The organism is Streptomyces lienomycini (assembly GCF_027947595.1).
GTDB classification, from domain to species: domain Bacteria; phylum Actinomycetota; class Actinomycetes; order Streptomycetales; family Streptomycetaceae; genus Streptomyces; species Streptomyces lienomycini.
In genome coordinates this window covers 2,687,124-2,708,434 of record NZ_CP116257.1, presented here as the reverse complement: position 1 = coordinate 2,708,434, position 21,311 = coordinate 2,687,124, and the positions used below count along the sequence as shown (strand labels likewise).

23 protein-coding genes and 1 pseudogene are annotated in these 21,311 nt (G+C 73.2%); 6 read left to right on the top strand and 18 right to left on the bottom strand.

Annotated features, from left to right (window positions below):
• The 3 genes from BJ961_RS12255 (at position 1) to BJ961_RS12245 (ending at position 2,736) form a co-directional block, all read left to right on the top strand.
• Positions 1 to 1,506 carry a bifunctional phosphatase PAP2/diacylglycerol kinase family protein gene (locus BJ961_RS12255; protein ID WP_271321326.1) on the top strand — a complete coding sequence of 502 codons (1,506 nt, stop codon included), beginning with the start codon at positions 1 to 3 and terminating at the stop codon, positions 1,504 to 1,506.
• A 183-nt stretch (positions 1,507 to 1,689) separates the two neighbouring features.
• Entirely contained in the window at positions 1,690 to 2,511 is an 822-nt protein-coding gene (locus BJ961_RS12250; RefSeq protein ID WP_271321325.1) for a methyltransferase domain-containing protein, read from the top strand.
• Between the two features lie 54 nt (positions 2,512 to 2,565).
• On the top strand, positions 2,566 to 2,736 hold the full coding sequence (locus tag BJ961_RS12245) for a hydrophobic protein (RefSeq protein WP_271321324.1): 171 nt from the start codon (positions 2,566 to 2,568) through the stop codon (positions 2,734 to 2,736).
• Between the two features lie 63 nt (positions 2,737 to 2,799).
• On the opposite strand, the gene BJ961_RS12240 is transcribed toward BJ961_RS12245, so the two are convergent.
• From BJ961_RS12240 to BJ961_RS12180, 13 genes are all read right to left on the bottom strand, one after another.
• On the bottom strand, positions 2,800 to 3,093 hold the full coding sequence (locus tag BJ961_RS12240) for a gas vesicle protein K (protein ID WP_271321323.1): 294 nt from the start codon (positions 3,091 to 3,093) through the stop codon (positions 2,800 to 2,802).
• A 1-nt stretch (position 3,094) separates the two neighbouring features.
• A complete protein-coding gene (locus BJ961_RS12235; RefSeq protein WP_003972471.1) occupies positions 3,095 to 3,277 on the bottom strand; it encodes a gas vesicle protein in 183 nt (60 codons plus the stop codon).
• Positions 3,274 to 4,083 (bottom strand): GvpL/GvpF family gas vesicle protein, encoded by an 810-nt coding sequence (locus BJ961_RS12230; protein ID WP_271321322.1) that lies wholly within the window; start codon positions 4,081 to 4,083, stop codon positions 3,274 to 3,276. The genes BJ961_RS12235 and BJ961_RS12230 overlap by 4 nt, the downstream gene beginning before the upstream one ends.
• Entirely contained in the window at positions 4,080 to 4,409 is a 330-nt protein-coding gene (locus BJ961_RS12225; RefSeq protein ID WP_003972473.1) for a gas vesicle protein, read from the bottom strand. The genes BJ961_RS12230 and BJ961_RS12225 overlap by 4 nt, the downstream gene beginning before the upstream one ends.
• Positions 4,406 to 5,566 carry an SRPBCC family protein gene (locus BJ961_RS12220; RefSeq protein WP_271321321.1) on the bottom strand — a complete coding sequence of 387 codons (1,161 nt, stop codon included), beginning with the start codon at positions 5,564 to 5,566 and terminating at the stop codon, positions 4,406 to 4,408. The genes BJ961_RS12225 and BJ961_RS12220 overlap by 4 nt, the downstream gene beginning before the upstream one ends.
• The gene (locus tag BJ961_RS12215; RefSeq protein ID WP_271321320.1) at positions 5,563 to 6,291 is read right to left on the bottom strand and encodes a DNA primase; all 729 of its coding nucleotides are present in this window, start codon (positions 6,289 to 6,291) and stop codon (positions 5,563 to 5,565) included. Before BJ961_RS12215 ends, BJ961_RS12220 begins: the two co-directional genes overlap by 4 nt.
• Positions 6,288 to 6,551, bottom strand: coding sequence for a gas vesicle protein GvpG (locus tag BJ961_RS12210; protein WP_271321319.1), 264 nt, complete (start codon positions 6,549 to 6,551; stop codon positions 6,288 to 6,290). Before BJ961_RS12210 ends, BJ961_RS12215 begins: the two co-directional genes overlap by 4 nt.
• Before the next feature lie 4 nt (positions 6,552 to 6,555).
• Entirely contained in the window at positions 6,556 to 7,329 is a 774-nt protein-coding gene (locus tag BJ961_RS12205) for a GvpL/GvpF family gas vesicle protein (protein ID WP_271321318.1), read from the bottom strand.
• Positions 7,326 to 7,763 carry a gas vesicle structural protein GvpA gene (locus tag BJ961_RS12200; RefSeq protein WP_271321317.1) on the bottom strand — a complete coding sequence of 146 codons (438 nt, stop codon included), beginning with the start codon at positions 7,761 to 7,763 and terminating at the stop codon, positions 7,326 to 7,328. The genes BJ961_RS12205 and BJ961_RS12200 overlap by 4 nt, the downstream gene beginning before the upstream one ends.
• Positions 7,764 to 7,877: 114 nt before the next feature.
• The gene (locus BJ961_RS12195) at positions 7,878 to 8,231 is read right to left on the bottom strand and encodes a gas vesicle protein GvpO (RefSeq protein WP_271321316.1); all 354 of its coding nucleotides are present in this window, start codon (positions 8,229 to 8,231) and stop codon (positions 7,878 to 7,880) included.
• A 48-nt stretch (positions 8,232 to 8,279) separates the two neighbouring features.
• Positions 8,280 to 9,182, bottom strand: a complete 903-nt coding sequence (gene ligD, locus BJ961_RS12190) for a non-homologous end-joining DNA ligase (protein ID WP_271417025.1) — start codon at positions 9,180 to 9,182, stop codon at positions 8,280 to 8,282.
• Between the two features lie 44 nt (positions 9,183 to 9,226).
• Positions 9,227 to 11,074 (bottom strand): transketolase, encoded by a 1,848-nt coding sequence (locus tag BJ961_RS12185; protein ID WP_271321315.1) that lies wholly within the window; start codon positions 11,072 to 11,074, stop codon positions 9,227 to 9,229.
• The gene (locus BJ961_RS12180; RefSeq protein WP_271321314.1) at positions 11,071 to 13,053 is read right to left on the bottom strand and encodes an NAD(P)/FAD-dependent oxidoreductase; all 1,983 of its coding nucleotides are present in this window, start codon (positions 13,051 to 13,053) and stop codon (positions 11,071 to 11,073) included. The genes BJ961_RS12185 and BJ961_RS12180 overlap by 4 nt, the downstream gene beginning before the upstream one ends.
• 182 nt (positions 13,054 to 13,235) lie before the next feature.
• Here BJ961_RS12180 and BJ961_RS12175 point away from each other — a divergent pair, with 182 nt between their 5' ends.
• A complete protein-coding gene (locus BJ961_RS12175; protein ID WP_271321313.1) occupies positions 13,236 to 14,198 on the top strand; it encodes an LLM class F420-dependent oxidoreductase in 963 nt (320 codons plus the stop codon).
• A 73-nt stretch (positions 14,199 to 14,271) separates the two neighbouring features.
• Here BJ961_RS12175 and BJ961_RS12170 read toward each other — a convergent pair.
• Positions 14,272 to 14,801: pseudogene (locus BJ961_RS12170) on the bottom strand (phage holin family protein).
• A 79-nt stretch (positions 14,802 to 14,880) separates the two neighbouring features.
• Between BJ961_RS12170 and BJ961_RS12165 the strand changes: the two are divergent.
• Positions 14,881 to 15,231 carry a VOC family protein gene (locus tag BJ961_RS12165; RefSeq protein WP_271321312.1) on the top strand — a complete coding sequence of 117 codons (351 nt, stop codon included), beginning with the start codon at positions 14,881 to 14,883 and terminating at the stop codon, positions 15,229 to 15,231.
• Between the two features lie 21 nt (positions 15,232 to 15,252).
• On the opposite strand, the gene BJ961_RS12160 is transcribed toward BJ961_RS12165, so the two are convergent.
• Positions 15,253 to 17,232 (bottom strand): DUF5107 domain-containing protein, encoded by a 1,980-nt coding sequence (locus BJ961_RS12160; RefSeq protein WP_271321311.1) that lies wholly within the window; start codon positions 17,230 to 17,232, stop codon positions 15,253 to 15,255.
• A gap of 186 nt (positions 17,233 to 17,418) precedes the next feature.
• Here BJ961_RS12160 and BJ961_RS12155 point away from each other — a divergent pair, with 186 nt between their 5' ends.
• Positions 17,419 to 17,796 (top strand): DUF6204 family protein, encoded by a 378-nt coding sequence (locus tag BJ961_RS12155; protein ID WP_271417024.1) that lies wholly within the window; start codon positions 17,419 to 17,421, stop codon positions 17,794 to 17,796.
• Here the strand turns inward: BJ961_RS12155 and BJ961_RS12150 are convergent.
• From BJ961_RS12150 to BJ961_RS12140, 3 genes are read right to left on the bottom strand one after another with little or no spacing between them, the layout of a single operon-like run.
• Positions 17,768 to 18,346 carry a GNAT family N-acetyltransferase gene (locus BJ961_RS12150; protein ID WP_271321310.1) on the bottom strand — a complete coding sequence of 193 codons (579 nt, stop codon included), beginning with the start codon at positions 18,344 to 18,346 and terminating at the stop codon, positions 17,768 to 17,770. The genes BJ961_RS12155 and BJ961_RS12150 overlap by 29 nt on opposite strands.
• 19 nt (positions 18,347 to 18,365) lie before the next feature.
• Positions 18,366 to 19,298 (bottom strand): S66 peptidase family protein, encoded by a 933-nt coding sequence (locus BJ961_RS12145; protein ID WP_271321309.1) that lies wholly within the window; start codon positions 19,296 to 19,298, stop codon positions 18,366 to 18,368.
• Entirely contained in the window at positions 19,295 to 21,286 is a 1,992-nt protein-coding gene (locus tag BJ961_RS12140; RefSeq protein WP_271321308.1) for a dipeptidyl-peptidase 5, read from the bottom strand. The genes BJ961_RS12145 and BJ961_RS12140 overlap by 4 nt, the downstream gene beginning before the upstream one ends.
• Positions 21,287 to 21,311 lie beyond the last annotated feature (25 nt).

Genomic DNA, 21,311 nt, shown 5'->3' with positions numbered 1-21,311 from the left:
ATGAGTCCCGACGTAGACCTCACCGCCACGACGCCCGGCCCGCATCCCCTCCGCGACGGCTTCCTGCGGCTGGACCAGCGGCTGTTCGAGGCCGTCGCCGCCCGTACCTGGCCCGGCGCGGACCCTCTGCTGCCCCGGTTGAGCCGCAGCGCCAACCACGGGCTGCTGTGGTTCGCGGCGGGCGCCGCCCTGGCCGCGTCCCGTACCCCGAGGGCCCGGCGTGCCGCCGCGCGTGGGCTCGCCTCGCTGGGTCTGGCCTCACTGACGATCAACACGCTCGGCAAGCGCTCGGTGCGCCGGCCGCGGCCGGTGCTCGACCCGGTGCCGCTGGTGCGTCAGCTGAAGCGGCAGCCGATCACGACGTCCTTCCCGTCCGGGCACGCCGCGTCGGCCGCCGCGTTCGCGACCGGTGTCGCGCTGGAGTCCCCGGCGTGGGGTGCGGCGGTGGCGCCGGTGGCCGCCGCGGTCGTCCTGTCGCGGGTGTACACCGGCGTCCACTTCCCGAGCGACGTACTGGCCGGTGCGGCCCTGGGCGCGGGCGCCGCCTTCGCCGTACGGGGCATGGTGCCGACGCGGGCCCAGCACACCCCGCCGGCCCGGCCGCGGGCCGAGGTGCCCGCGCTGCCCGGCGGCGAGGGTCTCGTCATGGTCGCCAACATCGGCTCGGGCACCTCGGACCGGGTGCGGGCGCTGTGCGACGCGCTGCCGGACGCGGAGGTCGTGGAGTGCGAACCGGGAGACGTCGGGGCCGAGCTGGAGAAGGCGGCCGGACACGCCCGGGTGCTCGGCGTGTGCGGCGGCGACGGCACCGTGAACGCCGCGGCCGAGATCGCGCTCCGCCACGGGCTGCCCCTCGCGGTCCTGCCCGGCGGCACACTCAACCACTTCGCCTACGACCTGGGCGTGGAGGACGTACGCGATCTGTGCGGGGCGCTGGAGCGGGGCGAGGGGGTGCGGGTGGACGTGGGCCGGTTCGCCTCCGGCGGGCGGCGCGGCGTCTTCCTGAACACCTTCAGCCTCGGGGTGTACCCGGAGCTGGTGAACGAACGGGAGCGCTGGTCGCCCCGGATCGGCGGCTGGCCGGCCGGGGTGCTGGCGGCCGTACGGGTGCTGCGTGCCGACCGGCACCCGCTGGAGGCGGAGGTGCGCGGCCGCCGGCGCCCGCTGTGGATGCTGTTCGCGGGCAACGGCACATACCACCGCCGGGGTCTCGCCTCCGGCCGCCGGCTCGATCTCGCGGACGGACAGCTGGACGTGCGGGTGGTGCACGGGGGCCGCCGTCCGGCCCTGCGGCTGCTGTCCGCGGCCCTGGCGGGACCGTTGACGCGCTCTCCCGCGCACGCGGCGGTGCAGGTGCCGCGGCTGCGCCTGTCGGGGGTGGCACCGGGCACGCTGATGGCGTTCGACGGCGAGCTGACCGAGACGGAGGGCGACCTGACGCTGGAGAAGCTGCCCGAGGCACTCACCGTGTACCGGCCGCTGCCCGGTGGCGGCCTGCTCTCCTGACACCCCCGAAGCTCCCGGCTCTCCCGAAGCTCCCCAGATCTCCCGGCTCCCCAACTCTCCCGACGCCTGTCCACCTGGCCGACCGACCGACTGACGAGCCGTCAGTCCATATCGCGAAACGCACATCTCACCATGCGAGTGGCGGGCGTACCGTGATCCCACTGTCGGGAGAGGGGATCCACCATGCCGAAGCCGCATGAGACCGCCGTCTACACGCACGGGCACCACGAGTCGGTGCTTCGCTCGCACACCTGGCGCACCGCCGGGAACTCCGCCGCCTACCTGCTCGGATCCCTGCGGCCCCACATGCGCATCCTGGACATCGGCTGCGGGCCGGGCACCATCACCGCGGATCTTGCGGAACTGGTTCCGGACGGCCATGTCACCGGCGTGGACCGGTCGCCGGAGATCGTGGAGCGGGCCCGGACCACGGCCGCCGGGCGGGGACTCGGCAACACCGACTTCGCGGTGGCGGACGTGCACGCGCTGGACTATCCGGACGACACGTTCTGTGTGGTCCACGCCCATCAGGTGCTCCAGCACGTGGGCGATCCGGTTCGGGCGCTGCGTGAGATGAAGCGGGTCGCGCGGCCGAACGGGATCATCGCCGTCCGCGACTCCGACTACGGCGCCATGACCTGGTATCCGGCGTCCCCGGGCATGGACGGCTGGCTGGACCTGTACCGCCGGGTGGCCCGCGCCAACGGCGGCGAGCCGGACGCCGGGCGCCGCCTGAAGGCCTGGGCGCTCGAGGCGGGGTTCACCGACATCACGGCCACCTCGGCCACCTGGACGTTCACCACACCGGAAGAGCGGGAGTGGTGGAGCGGCCTGTGGGCGGACCGCACCCTGGCGTCGGCGTACGCCGAACGGGCCACCGAAGGCGGTCACGCGACGACGGAGGAACTGCGGGCGGTGTCGGCGGCGTGGCGCGCGTGGGGAAAGCGGCAGGAAAGCTGGTTCAGCGTTCTGCACGGGGAGATCCTGTGCCGAAAGGAAGCGTGAGCGGCGCCTGTCCGGTGCGTTTCGGGAAACCAGTACGACAGGAGGTTCAACACTATGGTTCCGCTTCTGCTCGTACTGCTTCTCGCGATCGTCCTTTTCGGTATCGGATTCGCGGTGAAGGTTCTCTGGTGGATCGCTCTGGCGGTCCTGGTCCTGTGGCTGCTGGGCTTCCTGGCCCGCGGGACGAAGACCGGTGGCGGCAGGGGCCGCTGGTACCGATGGTGAGCGACTCGACGACGCACTACAGGTGACGCACAACAGATGACGAGGCTGCTGCCCCGGGAGTGATCACTCCCGGGGCAGCAGCGGTCCGAGCGGCCCGAGGTCCAGGTTCAGGTCCTCGGGCCGCAGTCCGTAGCGGTCGCGAAGTTCGGTCATGCGGTCGTCGAGGAGCATCAGGGTGAGCCCGATCCGCTCCTCCTGGTCCTCGCTCAGGTCGCCCTCGTCGACGCGGCGCAGCGCCTGGCGTTCCATGAGCTGGCGGAGCAGTTCCACGACCGTCAGCACCAGTTTGATCAGGTCGCGCTCGACCGTGTCGGGTTCCAGGTCGAGGCGTTTGCGGGGCTCGGGATGGTCGCTCATGTCAGTCCCCGAACGGCGACGGGACGTTGCGGTTGACCGAGCTGATCAGCGCGTTCAGGTCGATGCGCACCAGGTCGACGTCCGCGATGCGCAGCGTGACGTCGCCGGTGATGACGACCCCGCCGGCCAGCAGTCGGTCGAGCAGGTCCACGAGGGCGATCTCACGGCGTTCCACGACGGTCATGACGCGTCCCCTTCGCGCGTTTCCGCCCCGTCGGCCCCGTCGGCGCGCTCGTCGCCGGCGAAGGAATACGCCGCCCAGGGACCCGTGAGTTCCACCCGAATTCCGGGGGCGTCGTCTTTCGTCCGGTCCACCCTTTCGACGAATTCCTCGGAGGCGTCGCGGCGCACCAGATAAGCGGCGTTGAGGACGTTCCGCCCCGCGGCACCGGAAAGGCGGGGATTCTGCGGCGCGTGCAGCCGTGCGTCGTCGGCCCGCTCGGACAGGGTCCGGTGCAGGCCCGTGGCGAACTCCTCGGCCCTGGTCCACAGGTCCTCGTTGGCCCGGGACTGCCGGCGGCGCTGCCGCAGGTAGTCCCGGCCGGAGGCGGGCTTCGGCGCGGGCTGCGCCGGGGCGGCGGCCTGCTCGGGCTCCGCCTCGACGAACACCTTCACACCCCACTCCACGCGCCCGTCCAGCCTTTCGAGGGTGCGCCGGAAGGCCGTCTCGCGCTCCTCCAGCATGACGCGTACGCCGCTGTCGTCCCGGAAGACGGTGGCCAGTCGGAGCGGCAGCGGGGTGGTGACGGCGGTGAGCGCGTCGACGACCTGCTGGTGGGCGCGGGCGGTGCCGGTCAGCCAGTCCAGGTCCTCCAGATGGGCGCGCAGGGCCTCCTCGCCGAAGTCGGCCTCGGGGACATGGCTGACGACGGCCACCAGGTCGCCGTGCGGCAGCAGCCGCGGCGGATCGCCCGCCACCCCCGTGAGCTGGGTCTGGAGGGCCGCGTCGAAGGGGCGGCAGACGGCGTAGACGTAGCGCAGTCCGGTCACGGCGCCTCCTCCCTCGGTACGCGGCCCGGGTCCAGCTCGCGCAGGCGTTCCCGCAGGGCGGCGTTCTCCCTGGTCAGTTCGTCGTGCCGGGCACGCGAGGACAGCGCGGGGTCGCTCTCCCACCAGTCGATGCCCATCTCCTTGGCCTTGTCGACGGAGGCGACGACGAGTCGCAGCTTGATGGTCAGCAACTCGATGTCGAGCAGGTTGATCTTGATGTCGCCCGCGATCACGACCCCCTTGTCGAGCACCCGCTCCAGGATGTCGGCGAGGTTGGCGCTCTGTCCCTGGCCGTAGGGATCGGGCAGGCGGCTGGGGGTGGTCATCGACGGCTCCCGCCCTCGGCGTCCTCGTACTCCTCACGGGACGCGTACTCGTCCTCCCCCGCTTCCTTGTCCTCCTCGTACGCGTCGTCCTCCGGTTCCTCCTCGTAGGGCTCCTCGGACCCGTCCTCCGGCTCTTCCTCGTCCTCGTATTCGCCCTCGGGCTCCTCTTCGTACTCGCCCTCGGGCTCCTCCTCGTACTCGGTGTCCGCCCCGTCCTCGGGCTCCTGATCCCCGTCCTGTCCCTGCTCCTGCTCCTGGTCCCGCTCCTGCTGCTCTTCCTCCTCCGCCACCGCGTCCTCGTGGCTGCGGACGACCTCGCCGTCGCGGATCTCGCCGCGCCAGCCGTCGTCGGCCTCGCCCTTGAACGTGATGTGACGGACGTAGTTCTTCAGGTCGAGCCGGGCCCGGCGGCCCTGGGCACGCCAGATGTTGCCCGTCTTCTCGAACAGGCCCTTGGGGTAGTACTCGATGACCAGGACGACGCGGGTCAGGTTGTCGGCGAGCTTGTGGAAGCTGACGACACCCTTGGTGGAGCCCTTGGCGCCCTCCGACGTCCAGGAGATCCGGTCGTCGGGCACCTGCTCGGTGGTCGTCGCCTTCCAGCTGCGGTTGGACCAGAACACCTTCAGCTGCCAGTCGGAGGACGTGTCGTCGGCGCGGTTCGCGCTCTTGACGCCCTTGGCGAAGGTGCTGAAGTCCTGGTACTGCGTCCACTGGTCGTAGGCGGTGCGCAGCGGCACGCCGACGTCGACGTACTCGATGATGACGGTCGGCTTCTGACCGCCGCCGCCCTTCTTCCTGCCCTTGCCGCCGGTGAGGTTCTTGAAGGCGCCGACCACGTTGTCCTTCACCTTGCCGGCGCCGACCTCGAAGGCGGCCCGCATCGGGCTCTTGCCCTCGGCGAGCTTGCGTCCGCCGTCGAGGGCGAGCTTGGCGAAGCCGGGGCTGTTGCCCTCGGCGATGTCGTTGAGCTTGCCCGTGGTCTCGCCGAGCTTGGTGCCGACGCCCGTCAGCAGCCGGGTGGCCTGCGCGGCGAGGTAGTCCTGCACCTCGCCCTTGAGGCGGTCGGCCGCCTCGCTCTGCGCCACGTCGGCCAGCGGGTTCTTCTTCGCGGCCTTGCCCGCCGCGGAGGCCGCGGACCCTGCGGTGTCGCTCATCGTTCACCACCGCCCTTCGACTGCCGGGTTCCGGCACCGCGGGCGGCACTCCTGGCCCCCGCGGTCTTCTTGCCCGCCGCCTTCTTGACGGGCTGGGCGCGCTTCGCCGCCGCCTTCTTCGCGGGCGCCTTGGCCGCGGCCTTCTTCGCGGGCGCCTTCCTGGCCGCCTTGCGCGCCTCGGGCGGGGCCTTCTTCGCGGTCCGCTCACGCCGTGGCTCGCGCCGCCGCTCGGGCTCGTCGGTCTCCTCCTCGGGCTCCTCCTCCGCCCGCGGCGCCGCCTGCCCGTCCTGCTCCTCCTGCTCCTCCTGGCCGTCCTGCTCGTCCTCGTACTCCGCGTCCTGCTCCGAGTCCTCCGAGTCCTCGGAGTCGCGGGAGTCGTCGGATCCGACGCCGGTGGCCTTGGACGCCACGCCGGAGAGCTGGTCACGCACCTCGGCGGTGCGTCCGTGCAGCCGGTCGGCGAGCGCGTCGATCTGCCGCTCGACCATGGCGCCGGATGCCGCCTTGCCCACCCCGCGCAGGTCGGTGCGCAGCTGGTCCCCGATCTCCTTGAACTGCGGGTTGTTCTGCAGTTGGCCGGAGACCAGTTCCGCTATGCCCTTCGGGGTCAGGTTCATCTTCTTGCCGGCCACCATGGTGCCGACGGCGACCGCGAGCTTCAGTTTCTTGGTACGTCCCAGCAGATATCCGGCCCCTACCGCGAGGCCCAGTCCCACTCGATTCATCGTGCCGTCCCGTCGCCCAATCCCGCGCTCGTGCGCGTAGCGATCTCCAGCCGGTCCAGAAGTTCGTCCTCCTGTCGGTCGAACTCCTCCTCGGTGATGTCGCCGGCCTCCAACTGCTCTTCCAGACGGGCGAGTTCGGCCCGGACCGTGGCGGGGTCGTAGTAGATCCGCTCGGCCTCCTCAAGCACCTGTCTGATGGCCCAGGCGCCGCCGCGCGCCGGAGCGAGCGGCAGCAGCAGGACCTCCGAGATCAGTCCCATGTCGTCACCCCGCTCCGGCGTCCGCGCCGCCGGCCGCCGTGCCCGCGGGCTCGGCGGGGCCCGGCTCCACGAAGCTGTACGGCGGCAGCGGACCGTTCACCCTGATCTCCAGGTGCGGCATCCGGGTCCGGGCCTGCTCGACCGCGGCCAGGAACTCGTCCGCCGATTCCCGGTTGACCAGGAACGACACATTGGCCAGCCAGCCGGTGGACTCGGGGCCCACGCTCACGGAGTCCGCGGACGGTTCCAGGGCGCGCTCCAGCGTGGTGGCGTCCTCGGCCTCCTTGTCCTTGACCGCGGCCGCGACCATCTCGCCGAGCTGGATCTTGGTCTCGTAACTGCCGCCTCCAGCCTTCCGGTTGGACTCGGCGAGGGCGCGGATCTCCGGGTTCTGGGCCATCACGTGGTGCAGTACGGCGTCTTCGACGTGGTTGGCCTTGATGTTGTACTCGACCCGGCCGTCCAGCGCTCCGAGGCGTTCCTCGTAGTGCTCGGCACGCTCGGCGAGCACCCCGGTGACCGCCTGGTCGTCCGGAGCGACGCTGCCGAAGCGCATGGGCAGCACGCAGCCGTTCGCGCCGATCTCGCTCAGCACGTTCTGGTGGGCGAGCAGCTCCCTGCGCTTGGGGCGCAGCCCTTCGGGGGCGTCGCTGACGACGGCCGCCAGGTCGCCCTCCTTGAGGATCCGCACCCCGCGCGGCGGGTCGCCGACTCCGCCCGTTCCCTCGGGGAGCGAGGGATGCGTGGCGGCGGTGATGCCGTAGACGTACGTACTCACTCCTGCTCCTCCTTCCGGCGCGAGGGCGCGGCCTTGCGGGCGCGCGGACGCGATGAGGTCTCGCGCTCGGAGCCGCCCTCACCACGGGCCTGCTGGAACGCGTCGGAGATGGTCTCGGCGGCGCCGGACAGCGCCCCCTTGGACTTGCCGCGGGCGCCGGACTCGGTCATCTCGCCGACCAGGTCGGGCAGGCCCGGGTCCTTGCGCGGCCCGGCCTCCAGGTCGAGCCGGTTGCATGCCTCGGCGAAGCGCAGATAGGTGTCCACGCTGGCCACGACGACACGGACGTCGATCTTCAGGATCTCGATGCCGACCAGGGAGACGCGCACGAATGCGTCGATGACGAGCCCCCTGTCCAGAACAAGCTCAAGCACGTCGTAGAGGCCGCTGCTGCCGCCTCCACCGCCGGTCTGTTGTGCCGGTACGACAGTCATGCCGGTTGTGCCTCCATCTTGTGTGGGGGTGCTTTGTGTGGGGGTGCTTGTGTGTGGGTGCTGCGTATGGGTGTCTGTGTGCGGTGCGAGTGCGTTCGGTTTCGCGGCGGGCGACTAGCGGCCGCGCGCGTCGGACCGACCTCGCTCGTAGCGCCGGACGCGCCGGTAGCCCGTGAGCTGCCCCTCGGAGTCGAGCTCCACCTGGTAGCTCGCCATCAGGCTCATGGTGTCGGGCACCCGCTCGAGTTCGAGGACCTCGACCTCCAGTGCCCATCCCTCCTCCGTCTGCTCGAAGGACGACACGGACTCGGCGGTCATACCGGTCAGCTCCGCGAGCTGGGCGCGCGCCTCACGGAGAACCTCCATAGGCTTGGGTCGGCGCGACTTCTGTGGTGTGTGTGACTCGCGAGACTCCTGTGAACTCTGTTGCGCGTCTTGCGATTCGGGCGTCTTCTTCGTGTTGGACATGGCCACCTCGTCACTCGGGTGGCCGCATGTGTGTTCGTCAAACCTCGTTCAGCCGTGCAGGGCGTTCAGCCGCCGCCGCGCGGGGCCCAGAGCCCTGGCGCGGTTCATGACCCCGGACCAGGGGCGGGTGCGTGCCTGCTCCACGGCGTCCGCGACGGTCCAGCGCCGGGCGTGCAGGGCTGGATCGTCCAGTTGGTCCCAGGAGAGGGGGGTGGCCACGGGCGCTCCCGGCCGGGCGCGGACGGTGAAGGGGGCGACCGCCGTCTGCGCGTAGGCGTTGCGCTGGATGTCGAGGTAGAGCCGGTCGCCGCGGTCCTTCTTGCGAGCGGCGGTGGTGAGTCGGTCGGGGTGGGCCGCGGCCAGGACGTCGGCGACGGCTCGCGCGAACTCCCGTACGTCGTCGAAGCCTTGGCGTCCGTCCAGCGGCACGACGACGTGCAGTCCCCGCGACCCGGTGGTCATCGGGGCCGAGGGCAGCCGCAGCTCGTCGAGCAGTTCGCCCAGCAGCCGGGCCGCCGTGCGGACGGTCTCGAAGTCGTCACCGGCCGGGTCGAGGTCGAAGACCATGCGGTCCGGCCGGTCCACGTGCCCCGCCCGGGACAGCCAGCGGTGCAGGGTGAGGGCGGCCTGGTCGGCGAGGTGGACGAGGGTGGCCGAGTCGTCGCAGACCGTGTGGCAGACGGTGCCGCCCTCCTTGCCGACCTCGACGCGGTGGACCCACTCCGGGTAGTGCTCGGGGGTGTTCTTCTGCATGAACCGGGGTCCGTCGATCCCGTCCGGGTACCGCTCCAGCATCAGTGGGCGGCCCCGCAGGTGCGGCAGCATGAACGGGGCGACGGCGCGGTGGTAGTCGACGAGGTCGCCCTTGGTGTACTCCTTCGCGCCGTCGCCGCCGGGGAACAGCACCTTGTCCAGCCGGTGGACCTCCACCGTGTGCCGGCCGGCCCGCACGGTCCGCGAACCGGCACCGCCACTGCCACTGCCACTGCCACCGCTCACGGAATGATCGCCTGCTCCACGAGCATCCGGGCGGCCGCCTCGATGGACTCGGCGTCGATCCCCGCGGCGTGCAGCTCCTGCGCCGGGGTCGCGGAGCCCGGCATCGTCGTGACCGCGAGCCGCACCAGCCGGGGCACGGGCCGTCCGTCCGTGAACGCGTCCAGGACGGCGTCGCCGATGCCGCCCTCCTGGCGGTGGTCCTCCACGGTCACCAGGCAGCCGGTGTCCTCGGCGGCGGCGCGCAGGGTGGCCCGGTCGACGGGCTTGACGGAGTACAGGTCGATCACCCGGACCGGGATGCCGTCCCGTCCGAGGGCGTCGGCCGCGGCGAGCGCCTCGTGCAGGGTGACGCCGGCCGCGACGACGGTGAGCCGGTCGGCGTCGGAGGAGCGCAGCACCTTGCTGCCGCCGACGGGGAACTCCTCGTCGGGCCCGTAGATCACCCTGCTCTCGCCGCGCGAGGTGCGCAGGTAGCGGATGCCCTCCAGGCCGGCCATCTCGGCGACGAGGCGCGCGGCCTGGTTGGCGTCGCACGGGTACAACACGGTCGAGCCGTGGATGGCCCGCATCATCGCGAGGTCCTCCAGGCCCATCTGGCTGGGCCCGTCCTGGCCGATGGCCACGCCCGCGTGGGAGCCGACGAGGTTGATGCCGGCGCCGCTGATCGAGGCCATGCGCACGAAGTCGTAGGCGCGGGTCAGGAAGGCGGCGAAGGTGGTGGCGAACGGCACCCAGCCGCGTGCCGCCATGCCCACCGCGGCGGCGACCATCTGCTGCTCGGCGATGTAGCACTCGAAGTAGCGCTCGGGATGTTCCTTGGCGAAGAACTCGGCCCGCGTGGAGTCGCCGACCTCGCCGTCGAGGGCGACGACGTCGCCGCGCGCGGTGCCGAGTGCGGCCAGCGCCTCTCCGAACGCGTTGCGGGTGGCGATCTCGTCGCCCTTGTCGTAGCGGGGCAGCTCGGTCCGTCCGGTGCCCGTGGAGTGCGGTGCCCGGGCGTCCTCGGGCGCGTGCACCCGCACCTCGATGTCACGGGGGCCGCCGAGTTCGGCGACGGCCTCCTCTGCCTCCGGCAGCGGCTTGCCGTGCTGTCCCTCGCGGTCCTCCACGGCCTGCACGCCCTTGCCCTTGAGGGTGCGGGCGATGATCGCGGTGGGCTGGCCCTTGGTGGACAGGGCCTCGCCGTAGGCGCGGTCGATGGCGTCGACGTCGTGGCCGTCGACCTCGATGGTGTGCCACTCGAAGGCGCGGAACCGGCGCGCGTACGCGTCGAGGTCGTGGCCGTGCCGGGTGGGGCCGCGCTGGCCGAGCCGGTTGACGTCGACGATCACGGTGAGGTTGTCGAGGTGCTCGTGCCCGGCGTGCTCGGCGGCCTCCCACACCGATCCCTCGGCCATCTCGCTGTCGCCGCACAGCACCCACACGCGGTAGTCGGTGTGGTCCAGCCGCTTGCCGGACAGCGCGATGCCGACGCCCACGGGGAGCCCCTGGCCAAGCGAACCGGTGGCCGTCTCGACCCAGGGGAGCCGCTGGGGCGTGGGGTGCCCCTCCAGGCGGCTGCCCTGCTTGCGGAAGGTGAGCAGTTCCTCGTCGTCGATGGCGCCGGCCGCCTTGAAGGCGGAGTAGAGCAGGGGTGAGGCGTGCCCCTTGGACAGTACGAAGCGGTCGTTGCCGGGGTGGGCGGGGCGCGCGAAGTCGTAGCGGAGGTGGTTGGCCAGCAGTACGGCCATCAGGTCCGCGGCGGACATCGACGACGTCGGGTGCCCGGAGCCGGCTGCGGCGGACGCCCGTACGCTGTCGACGCGCAGTTGCTGTCCGAGGTCGACGAGTTCACCGGTGTTCATGAGTCTCCTTCCGCGGCACGTCCGTCGGTACGCCTGACGGGGCCGGGGGCGATGTCGGGTCCGGGGGGCGGCTGGTGCGCCGGGGGACCGGGGTCGGCGGGCGGGCCCGCGGAGCGGCTCGGTCCGGACGGGGCGGTGGACCGTTGACCGGCGGAGCCCGCCCCGGAGGCCCGGGATGCCTTGCCCGGCTTGCCCGAGGCTCCCCGGCCGGGACGTGGTCCGGCGGCTTCGACGGCGCGGCGGGGCTTGCCGGACGCGCGGGGCGAGCCGGACTGCCCCCGCTTCACACGCTCACCGTGCGGCTGGTTCCTGGCCGGTTCACCACCGGGCTGGTTCTTGGCAGGCTCACCGCCCGGCTGGTTCTTGGCAGGCTCACCACCGGGCTGATTCTTGGCGGGCTCGCCACCGGGATGGTTCTTGGCAGGCTCACCGCCCGGGTGGTTCTTGGCGGGCGGTGAGCCCCCGTTGGTCTTCGCGGGCTCACCGCCCGAGTGAGTCTTGCCCGACTCACCACCCGCCTTGGTCTGGGCGGGCCGACCGCCTCGCTGGTTCTTCGCCGCCCCACCGCCCGGCTCGCCGCTGGCCTGTTCGGTGTCCGGTGCGGTGTCTCCCGCGGTGTCCCGCCCGGCGTCGCTTCCGGCGTCGCCCCCGGTGTCCGTCCGGGCCCGCCCCGGGTGCCCGGGCACCCGCGCGACCTCGGGCGACGACGACTCCAGCGGCACGGACCAGGACCGTACGAGTCCGAGCTGGACCGCCTGGCGCGGCAGCACCGCGTCGAGCAGCCAGTCGGCGGCCACCCGGACGCGGTTGCCCGGCATCGCGGCGAGGTGGTAGCCGCGGGTGACCGCACCCGCCGCCGGACCGGACATCGGCAGACCGAGCGGGTTGGCGGCGGCCTTGGCGCCGCCGAGGTCCACGACGAACCCCATGTCACGGTGGCGGTAGGCCCGCCGCCGCCCGATCCCGAGCGACGCGGCGACGTTCTGGGCGCAGACCTTCCCGTGCCGCCAGGCGTGCTGCGCGGTCATGGGCGTGTACTGGCCCGGCCGGGTCAGGTCGGGCACCGCGGCCACGTCGCCGCAGGCGAACAGCTCGGGCCGCCCCGGCACCTGGAGGTGGGGATCGACCAGCAGCCGACCACGTTCCATGGGCAGCCCGAGGGACTCCACCAGCGGGTCGGGCCGCACCCCCACGCACCACACCAGGGTGCGGGTGTCGACGGTCGACCCGTCGGTCAGGACCACCCCGTCGTGCGTGGCCTCCTTCACGGAGGTGCCCATCCGCACGTCGACGCCCCGCTGCCGCAGCACCCGCTCGGCGGTGCGTGAGAGCCGTTCGTCCATCTCGGGCATCACCCGGGGCGCCACGTCGAGCAGCATCCAGCGGGGCCGCATCCCGGTGCGCATCGGGTGTTTGCGGACCTGCCCGTCGGTGTACATCGCGCCGTGCGCGGCGACCTCGGTGCCGGTGTATCCGGCGCCCACCACGACGAACGTGCACCGCGCGGCGCACTCGGCCCGGTCGTCGGCCGCCGCGGCCAGCTCCACCTGCCGGGTGACGTGGTCGCGCAGGTAGAGCGCCTCCGGCATCCCGCGGAAGCCGTGGGCGTGCTCGGCGACGCCGGGGATGGGCAGCAGCTTGTTGACGCTGCCCGCGGCGAGCACCAGCCGGTCGAAGGGCAGCGTGCCCTCCTCGCCCTCCGGGCCGGTGTAGTGCACGGTGTGCCCGTCCAGGTCGATGCCGTCGGCCTCGCCGAGCACCAGCCGTACGTGCGGCAGCGTGCCCGACAGGGACACGCTGACCCGGCGCGGTTCCAGGATTCCGGCGGCGACCTGGGGCAGCAGCGGCAGGTAGAGGAAGTAGTCGGTCGGGTTGAGCAGGGTGATGTCGGCCTGGTGCCGGGTGAGCCGGGACAGGGTGCGGGCCGTCCGGTACCCGGCGAAGCCGGCACCGACGATCACGATGCGGGGTCGGCTCACGGTTCGCCTCCGGGCTGTCGCGTACCTCGTGAGCCTTCCGCGTCCCCTTGGCCGCGGCACCCAAACGTCCACCGGGAGACCGCGGACGTCCGCCGCGACGCCACCGCGCCGCCGGTTTCCGGCCCCCCGCCCGGGTACCCGGCCCAGGACCCACCCGCTCCCCTGTCCGGAGGCACCCCCTCATGCCCGAGTACGGCTATTTCCTCTCGTGCGAGCAGTACGGTCCCGCGGAACTGATCGAGCAGGCGCGAATGGCCGAACAGGCCGGATTCCAGGCACTGTGGATCTCCGACCACTACCACCCCTGGAACGGCGAACAGGGCCAGAGCCCGTTCGTCTGGTCGGTCATCGGCGCCCTGTCCGACGCCGTCTCGCTGCCCGTCGAGACGGCGGTGACCTGCCCCACCGTGCGCATCCACCCGGCGGTGGTGGCGCAGGCCGCGGCGACCAGCGCGGTGATGACGAACGGCCGGTTCCGGCTGGGCGTCGGCACCGGCGAGGCGCTCAACGAGCACATCTTCGGCGACGCCTGGCCCGCCGCGCACGTGCGCCTGGAGATGCTGGAGGAGGCCATCCTCGTCATCCGCAGGCTGCTCGGCGGCGAGGAGGTCAACCACCACGGCGCCCACTACACGGTGGAGAACGCCCGCCTCTACACGGTGCCCGACGAGCCCGTCCCGATCGACATCTCCGGCTTCGGCCCGGCGGCCACGAAGCTCGCGGCGCGGGTGGGAGACGGCTACATCACGATGATGCCGGACGCCTCGATGGTCGAGCAGTACCGCAAGGGCGGGGGCGGCGGGAAACTGGTCAGCGGGGGGACCAAGGTCTGCTACGACACCGACAAGGACGCCGCCGTACGCACCGTGCACCGGTTGTGGGCCAACGAACAGCTGCCCGGCGAGCTGGGCCAGGTGCTGCCCTCGCCCAAGCACTTCGAGCAGGCGCAGACGCTGGTCACCGAGGACATGGTCCGCGACAACCGGGTGTGCGGCGCCGACGTGGACGAACACGTCGCGGAGCTGAAGCAGTTCGCCGACGCGGGCTTCGACCGCGTCTACGTCAACCAGATCGGCCCCGACCTGCGCGGCTTCTTCGACCTCTACCGCACCCAGGTGCTGCCGCAGCTCCAGCAGAGCGCCTGACGCACGCGACGCGCAGGGGTGCGCCCGCACGGATGTCCGTGCGGGCGCACCCTGCCCACGTGCTCGCGGCCGGTCAGCCGCGCCCGCGCCTGCTCTCGGGGTCGATGTCGTCCTGGCGCGGCGCCGCCGCCCGGTGCCGCCCGGCGCGGGCGTGCCCGCGCCCGGGGCGCCGGTCGCACCGCCCACGCCGCCGGGCGCGACCGGCGGCATCGGCGGGTACGGCACGCCGAGCCCGCCCGGCGGAGCGGTGGGCGCGTCGCCGCCGACGACGTGCTCGTGCCCGGTGCCATGTGCGGAGCCCGGCCCGGAGGTGTGCGGCCGGGCGGCACCGCGCAGCAGGTAGGCCGCGACGCCGAGGAGGACGGCCGTGATCAGCGCGGCGGCCCAGGCCGGGAGTACGAGGGCGAGCGCGAGGCCCACCGTGAGCGCGACGGCGGCGCCCGCGTACAGGGCGGCGGTGCCGGACGCGGCGTACAGCGTGGCCTTGCGGCGCTGCCTGCGGGTCTGTTCACGCAGTTCGTCGCGCACGGTCTCGCGTGCCACCTGCGCCAGTTCGTCGACCAGTTGCCTGTCCAGGTGTTCCAAGTGATCCATGCGTTCCATGCGTTGCGGGTACCCGCGGGCACCGCTTCCATGGCCGGACCGCCGCACGCCGTCGCGGCTCCCAACTAGGCTCGTCCGTATGGACATTCTGGGAGCCACACTGCGTATCTACGTCGACGACCTGGACAAGGCGATCCCCTTCTACGAGGGCCTGGCCGGCGGCGAGGCCCTGCGTTTCGAACGCGGCGGCGTCCATGTCGCCGCCATCGGCTGCTTCTTGCTGATGAGCGGGCCCGAGTCCCAGCTCGAGGTGTTGCGCAAGGTGACCGCGACGATCGCCGTGTCGGACGTGGAGGAGACCCGTGGGCTCCTCGCCTCGCTGGGCGCGGACATCATCGCGGGGCCGGTCGCGACGCCCGTCGGCCGCAATCTGATCGCCCGGCACCCGGACGGGGCGATCTACGAGTACGTGGACCGGCGGTCGGCGTAGCCCCCGGGCCGGGCGGCGGGCTCACCCTCCGTCCGGCCGCATCCGGAAGTCGTGGCGGGCCGGGAGCGGTGCGTCGTCGAGCCGCGCCCACAGGAGGCCGATACTCTCGGCGCCCTCCCTCAGGTCGGCGACCTCGAATCCCTCGTCGAAGACGGCCCGCGCCTCCTCGCGCCGGCCCTCCGCGGCCAGCAGCTCCGCCTCGGTCAGCCGGAACCGGCCGCGGGCCCGGGTCGCGGGCTCCAGCCGTTCCCACACGGCACGGGCGTCCGCGGTGCGCCCGACCGCGAGCAGCGCGCCGATCGCCTCCCGGCCGAGCGCGGCGGCGACGGCCGTCCACCGCCCCTCCCGGCCCGGGTCGTCCGACCCGCCCGACGCGGCCGGTCGGCGTGCGCACAGGTCGTCGAAGGCCTGCGCGTACTGGTCGGCGGCGCGCTCGTGGTGGCCGCCCTCCTGGTCGGCGACGGCGAGGCAGCGCAGCAGCGGCCAGCGGTCCGCGGCGGTCTTGAGGCCGCGCTCCCAGCTGCGCACGGCCTGGGCGCGGTCGTCGCCGTGCCACTGGGCGACACCGAGGTGGTACTCGGCCAGGGGTGTGGCGGCCGTGGTCTCCAGCATGTCCCGCCAGGGCCGGGCGACCAGTGTCCCGCCGGGAGGCTCGTGGTGCTGCGGCTCGGGCAGCGAGCCGGCGCTCAGCAGGTGCCGCCACGGCCGCTGTTCCTCGCCGAGGGTGTCCTCGTCGAAGGGTGTGCCGGGCAGTTTCCAGCCGGCCCGCAGCACTTCGAGGGCGCCCCAACCGGAGCCGGTGGCCAGGCGCTCGCCGGGCTCGGCGTCGGCGTACGGCCGCCAGGCGGCGTGGGCGGCGTCGACGGCGGCCCGCGGCAGGGCGGCTTCCAGCCGGTCCTCGGCCCCGCGCAGCACGGTGTGCCAGTCGCCTTCGCCGGGCGCGTCGAGCGGCCCGTACGCCTCCAGCCAGGAGACCTCGCTCTCGGCCTCCAGCCTGACGTGTTCGAGCTGGGTGCGGACGAGCCCGGCCTGGATCTCGCAGTAGCCGCCGGTGCCGGGCTCGGTGAGCCACTCCTGCCAGCGGCGTCCGCCGGGTCCGGTGCCCCACACGAACAGCTTGCGGCCGCGCAGCGCGTCGGTCGAGGTCTGCACCAGCCCGTGTCCGTGTGGGTCGAGGGCGGCGATCCAGCGGCGCCGGTCGTCCGGCACCTCGTAGAAGTAGTCGGCGGCGTAGGTGCTGTTCCGCGGGTACGTCCGGTCGACGCCGTCCCACTGCGGCACCGGCACCCGCCGCAGGCGGCGCTCGTAGCCGAAGTGCCAGGCCTCGTCGGCGGGGGCGAGGACGCGGCGGTCCTCGGGGACGGCGATGTTGGACCACCAGTAGGTGGGCACCGGGCGTTCGTGCGGGTTGCGGATCCGGGCGCCGACGTAGAGGAAGTCCGAGCCGTCCGGCAGCCACAGGTCGACCTGGAAGGGCAGGTCGCGCAGCCGTTCCCACTCCCACAGGCGCAGCATCTCCCCGCCGTCGGGGGCGGGGACGCGGGCGGCGTGCAGGGGTGAGCAGGAGAGGGTGGTGTGGCCGGTGGCGCCGATGTTCCATTCGATGCCGCCGGAGAACCAGGCGCCGTTGAGGGCGAAGTTGGCGGGCTGGAGCACGGGGTTGGCGTAGAGGAGCTCGCGGCCGGTCGGCTTGTGGTGGAGGGAGGCGATGCGGCCGCCGAGACCGGGCAGGACGGTGGCCCGCAACCGGTCGTTCTCGATGACGAGCGCGTCCAGCTCGCGGGGTGTGCGCCCGCGGTCGTAGCCGTCCCGGACCTGGGCGGGCAGCAGGCTGCTCAGGGGCTCGTAGCCGACCTGGCGGGCCATGTCGCGCGGCAGGTCCGCCCGGTCCCGGTCGTCGATGCGGTGGGCCTCGTCCAGGGGGCGCAGCGGCGGCAGCGGGTTGTCCGGTCCCAGTGGCGCGGCGGGCAGGGTCAGTACCTCACGTCGGATCGTCGTCACGGTTCCCCATGGAAGCCGCTCCCCGGCGTGGTGAACAGGGGCTCCGCCCCTCGGACCGGGGCGACGTGGCTCACGTTTAATTCCCTGGGGCGCGGTGCCGGTGGGGACGTAGGGTCGGCCGGTCGGCGCGCGCACGAAGGCGAGGGCCGGGACGACGGAGGGGAGCGGCACGTGGGTGAGCAGCATGTGAGCGAGCGGCACGTGGGTGAGCAGCATGCGAGTGGGCAGCACACCTACCGGGTGATCGTCCGGGGCACCTGGGAGGGGTTGACCGAGGGGGCGCGTGCCCGGCTGCTCGGTGAGGCGGGCGAGCACGGGATGGCGAGCATGCGGTTCACCGAGGACGGTTCGCTGTCGTACGAGCCGTCGCCCCTGAAGCACTTCTCGATGCGGTACGTGGTGGTGTCGGACGCGGCGGACGGCGAGGAGATGGCCGGCGCGATCGCGGAGGACCGGGCGGAGAGGGCGCTGCGCGCGCTCGGTTACGGGTTCCGCGATCTCAGGTCGACGGTGACGGACCTGGACACGATGAAGATCAACCGGAGGTCACGGACTCGGCGGTGATCGCCCAGCGCTGGTGGTCGCGCCAGGCGCCGTCGATGTGGAGCATCCGCGGTGAGAAGCCCTCCAGGCGGAAGCCGCAGGCGCGGGCCAGCGCGATCGAGGCGGCGTTGCCCGGCTGGACGTTGATCTCCAGCCGGTGCAGGCGCATCGGCCCGAACGCGTACCGCACCACGAGGCCGAGTCCCTCGCGCATCAGCCCGCGCCCCGCCGCGTGCGCGAAGGCGCCGTAGCCGAGGGCGCCGCTGAGGAAGCCGCCCTCGACGATGTTGTTGATGTTCACGAACCCGGCGATGGCGCCGCCGAAAGCGCCCCCGGCCGTCCCGTCCGCGTCCTTCTCGCACACCAGGAACCCGGCCTTGGTGCGGTCCTCGATCAGCCGGGCGGCGTAGGCCTCGTACGCCTGGGCGCTGTCCGGCGGGAAGAGCCAGGGGTGGTGCAGGTCCTTGCTCTGCCGGGCCCGGGCGGTGAACTCGGCGGCGTCCTCGTGGGTGAAGTGCCGGATGCCCACGCGCGGGCCCTCGGCGAGGTGGCGGGGCGGGGTGTGCGGCATGGGGCCAGCCTACGTCGGGTCAGCGCAGCGCGGGCCGGTCCAGGGTCAAGGTGCCCGCGTCCGCGTCGAGTTCCGCGGGCACGCCGAACGGCACGGTCAGCGCCCCCTCGCAGTGCCCGAACCCGAACTCCTCGGCGACCGGCACGCCGAGGCCGCCGAGCCGGTCGGCCAGCAGGGGCCGCAACCGCTCGTAGGGCCCGCAGCCCTGCCAGGAGCCGAGCAGCACACCGCCGACCCCGTCGAGCCAGCCGGCGCGCAGCAACTGGGTGAGGTAGCGGTCGACGCGGTACGTCTCCTCCCCCACGTCCTCCAGGCACAGCAGTCCGCCGCGCGCGGAGGGCCGGGCGTGCGGGGCGCCCAGTTCGGCGGCGAGCAGGGCGAGGCAGCCGCCGAGGGTGACGCCCCGGGCCCGGCCGGGCACCAGCGGCGTGCCGCCGGAGGCGATCACGCGGACCGTCTCCGGGGCGAACAGGGTGGCCTTCAGGTGATCCTGCGCCCGCGCGTTCTTGACGAAGTCGATCCCGGCCGCCATCGGCCCGTGCAGGGTGACCAGGCCGAGGCGGGTGGCGAACGCCTCGTGCAGCGCGGTGATGTCGCTGAAGCCGACGAAGACCTTCGGACCGGCCGCGCGCATCGCCTCCCAGTCGAGCAGGTCGGCCATGCGCTGGACGCCGTACCCGCCGCGGGCGCACAGCACCGCGTCCACGGACGGGTCGCACCAGGCGGCCTGGAGGTCGGCGGCCCGGTCGGTGTCGGTGCCCGCGAGGTAGTCGAAGGTGCCGTGCCGGTCCAGGACGTGCGGTGCCACGACCGGGTCGAGGTCCCAGCCGCGCAGCACGTCCAGGCCCGCCTGGAGCCGCTCCTCGGGCACGGGTCCGCTGGGCGCGACGACGGCCACCCGGGCGCCCGGGGCGAGCCGGGCCGGCCGGACCGGCTCGCCCGCCCGGCTCATCGGGTCAGCTCCAGGGCGGGGACGCCGGGCGGGGTGAGTCCGAAGACCTGCGCGTAGAGGGAGAGTTCGGCCTCCAGGGCGCGCACCATGGTCTCCGCCCGGCGGAATCCGTGCCCCTCGCCCTCGAAGGTGAGGTAGGCGTGCGGCACCCCGCGGCCCGCCATCCGCTCCAGGAACCGCTCGCACTGCACGGGCGGGCAGATCACGTCGTCCAGCCCCTGGAGCAGCAGGAACGGGGCGGTGACGCGGTCGGCGTGCTCGGCGGGCGACCGCTCGGTGTAGCGGTCCGGGACCTCGGCGTACGGGCCGATCAGGCTCTCCAGGTACCGCGACTCGAAGTCGTGGGTCTCCCCCGTGCCCCAGCCGGTCAGGTCGAGGATGGGGTAGCTGATCGTGCCGCAGGCGTAGACGTCGGTGGCGGCCAGCGACGCCGCGGAGGTCCAGCCGCCCGCGCTGCCGCCGCGCACCGCGAGCCGGTCCCGGTCGGCGGTGCCCTCGTCGGCGAGGGCGAGGGCGACGGCCGCGCAGTCCTCGACGTCGACGACGCCCCACTGCTCGCGCAGCCGGTTGCGGTACTCCCGGCCGTAGCCGCTGGAGCCGCCGTAGTTGACCTCGGCGACGCCGATGCCGCGCGAGGTGAAGTAGGCGATCTCCAGGTCGAGGACGAGCGGGGAACGGCTGGTGGGCCCGCCGTGCGCCCAGATGACGTACGGCGGCAGTTCGCCCTCGGGGGCGCGGCAGCCGGGGTGGTGCGGCGGGTAGAGGTGGGCGTGGATGTCGCGTCCGCCCGGGCCGGTGAAGGTGCGGATCTCCGGCTTCGGGTAGTACGCCGGGTCCGTGGCGTCCTCGTGCGGGGCGCCGATGACGCGGGCGCGGCCGATGGGGGTTTCCCCGCGCGAGTCGGTTCGAGCGTCGGGGAGGGTGGCCAGCTCGACGACCTCGTAGCCGCGGTGCGGGCCGGCGCCGACGCCGACGACCCGCTCCCCGTGGGCGGCGAGGGCGGGCGCGAACTCGGTCCAGGGTCCGGCCGCGTCGACGACCTCACCGGTCTGAGGGTCGAGTAGGCCGAGGACGGCGGCGCCCCGGCCGTGCAGGACGGCGATCAGGCCGCTGTCCAGGGGTGCGAACCAGCGCTGCCCCAGTTTCCACAGCGGCCCGCCGAACTCCTCCTCGCGGGCGCACAGGGGCTGCCCGTCACGGTAGAGGTTCCACCAGCCGGTGCGGTCGGAGGCGTACAGCAGGGTGCCGTCGGGGGCCCAGTCGACCTGGGCGATCGACTCCTCGGGCCCGCCGGCGACGGTCCGGGCCTCCCGGAACGTGCCTTCGGGTCCGACCTCGGCGACGAGCAGCTCGGTGCCGTCCCAGGGCATGCGCGGGTGGTCCCAGGCGAGCCAGGCGGCGCGGCGCCCGTCGGGCGAGAGGCGGGGGCCGGTGACGAACCGGTGCCGCTCACCGGTGAGTTCGCGGACGGCGCCCCGGTCGTCGGCCGCGGAGCCGTCCAGCGGCACCGCCACCGGCACCCGGCGCACGTCGGTGGGGCCCTCGCCGGTGAACTCCTCCAGGACGCACCACACCTCGCCGCGTTCGGGCCGCGGGTCCGGTTCGATCCAGCGCAGGCCGCCGCCCACCGTGGACAGCGGGGTCAGCGGACGCGGTTCGCCGCCGCCCGGGGTGAAGGCGTAGAGGCGCTGGTCGGCGAAGTCCACGAAGACCACGAGCGGGCCGCTGTCGGTGGTGGCCGCGCCCCAGGGGCGGCCGCCGTACTCGATGACGCGGCTGCGCACGTTCCACGGCACGGGCAGCACCGGTTCCTCGGTGCCGTCGGCGTGCCGCCGCACGAGTGTGCGCCGTCCGCCCTCGGTGGGCCGGGGCGCGGTCCACCACACCTCGTCGCCGACGAAGCCGACATCGTCGGGCCGTCCGTCGTGCGCGGCGGCGAGGGCCGCGTCGACGGGCGAGGGCCACGATCCGTACGAAAGAGTCCGCACTGACTCCTCCACTCCCACTTCTCCT

Excerpts from the sequence above, each read along its gene's own strand:
- BJ961_RS12210 (WP_271321319.1), bottom strand. The coding sequence starts at position 6,551 with ATGGGACTGATCTCGGAGGTCCTGCTGCTGCCGCTCGCTCCGGCGCGC.
- BJ961_RS12175 (WP_271321313.1), top strand. The coding sequence starts at position 13,236 with ATGCCCGAGTACGGCTATTTCCTCTCGTGCGAGCAGTACGGTCCCGCG.
- BJ961_RS12235 (WP_003972471.1), bottom strand. The coding sequence starts at position 3,277 with ATGACCGTCGTGGAACGCCGTGAGATCGCCCTCGTGGACCTGCTCGAC.
- BJ961_RS12220 (WP_271321321.1), bottom strand. The coding sequence starts at position 5,566 with ATGAGCGACACCGCAGGGTCCGCGGCCTCCGCGGCGGGCAAGGCCGCG.
- BJ961_RS12250 (WP_271321325.1), top strand. The coding sequence starts at position 1,690 with ATGCCGAAGCCGCATGAGACCGCCGTCTACACGCACGGGCACCACGAG.
- BJ961_RS12200 (WP_271321317.1), bottom strand. The coding sequence starts at position 7,763 with ATGACTGTCGTACCGGCACAACAGACCGGCGGTGGAGGCGGCAGCAGC.
- BJ961_RS12255 (WP_271321326.1), top strand. The coding sequence starts at position 1 with ATGAGTCCCGACGTAGACCTCACCGCCACGACGCCCGGCCCGCATCCC.
- BJ961_RS12185 (WP_271321315.1), bottom strand. The coding sequence starts at position 11,074 with ATGAACACCGGTGAACTCGTCGACCTCGGACAGCAACTGCGCGTCGAC.
- BJ961_RS12240 (WP_271321323.1), bottom strand. The coding sequence starts at position 3,093 with ATGAGCGACCATCCCGAGCCCCGCAAACGCCTCGACCTGGAACCCGAC.
- BJ961_RS12165 (WP_271321312.1), top strand. The coding sequence starts at position 14,881 with ATGGACATTCTGGGAGCCACACTGCGTATCTACGTCGACGACCTGGAC.
- BJ961_RS12150 (WP_271321310.1), bottom strand. The coding sequence starts at position 18,346 with ATGCCGCACACCCCGCCCCGCCACCTCGCCGAGGGCCCGCGCGTGGGC.
- BJ961_RS12215 (WP_271321320.1), bottom strand. The coding sequence starts at position 6,291 with ATGAATCGAGTGGGACTGGGCCTCGCGGTAGGGGCCGGATATCTGCTG.
- BJ961_RS12195 (WP_271321316.1), bottom strand. The coding sequence starts at position 8,231 with ATGTCCAACACGAAGAAGACGCCCGAATCGCAAGACGCGCAACAGAGT.
- BJ961_RS12225 (WP_003972473.1), bottom strand. The coding sequence starts at position 4,409 with ATGACCACCCCCAGCCGCCTGCCCGATCCCTACGGCCAGGGACAGAGC.
- BJ961_RS12145 (WP_271321309.1), bottom strand. The coding sequence starts at position 19,298 with ATGAGCCGGGCGGGCGAGCCGGTCCGGCCGGCCCGGCTCGCCCCGGGC.
- BJ961_RS12245 (WP_271321324.1), top strand. The coding sequence starts at position 2,566 with ATGGTTCCGCTTCTGCTCGTACTGCTTCTCGCGATCGTCCTTTTCGGT.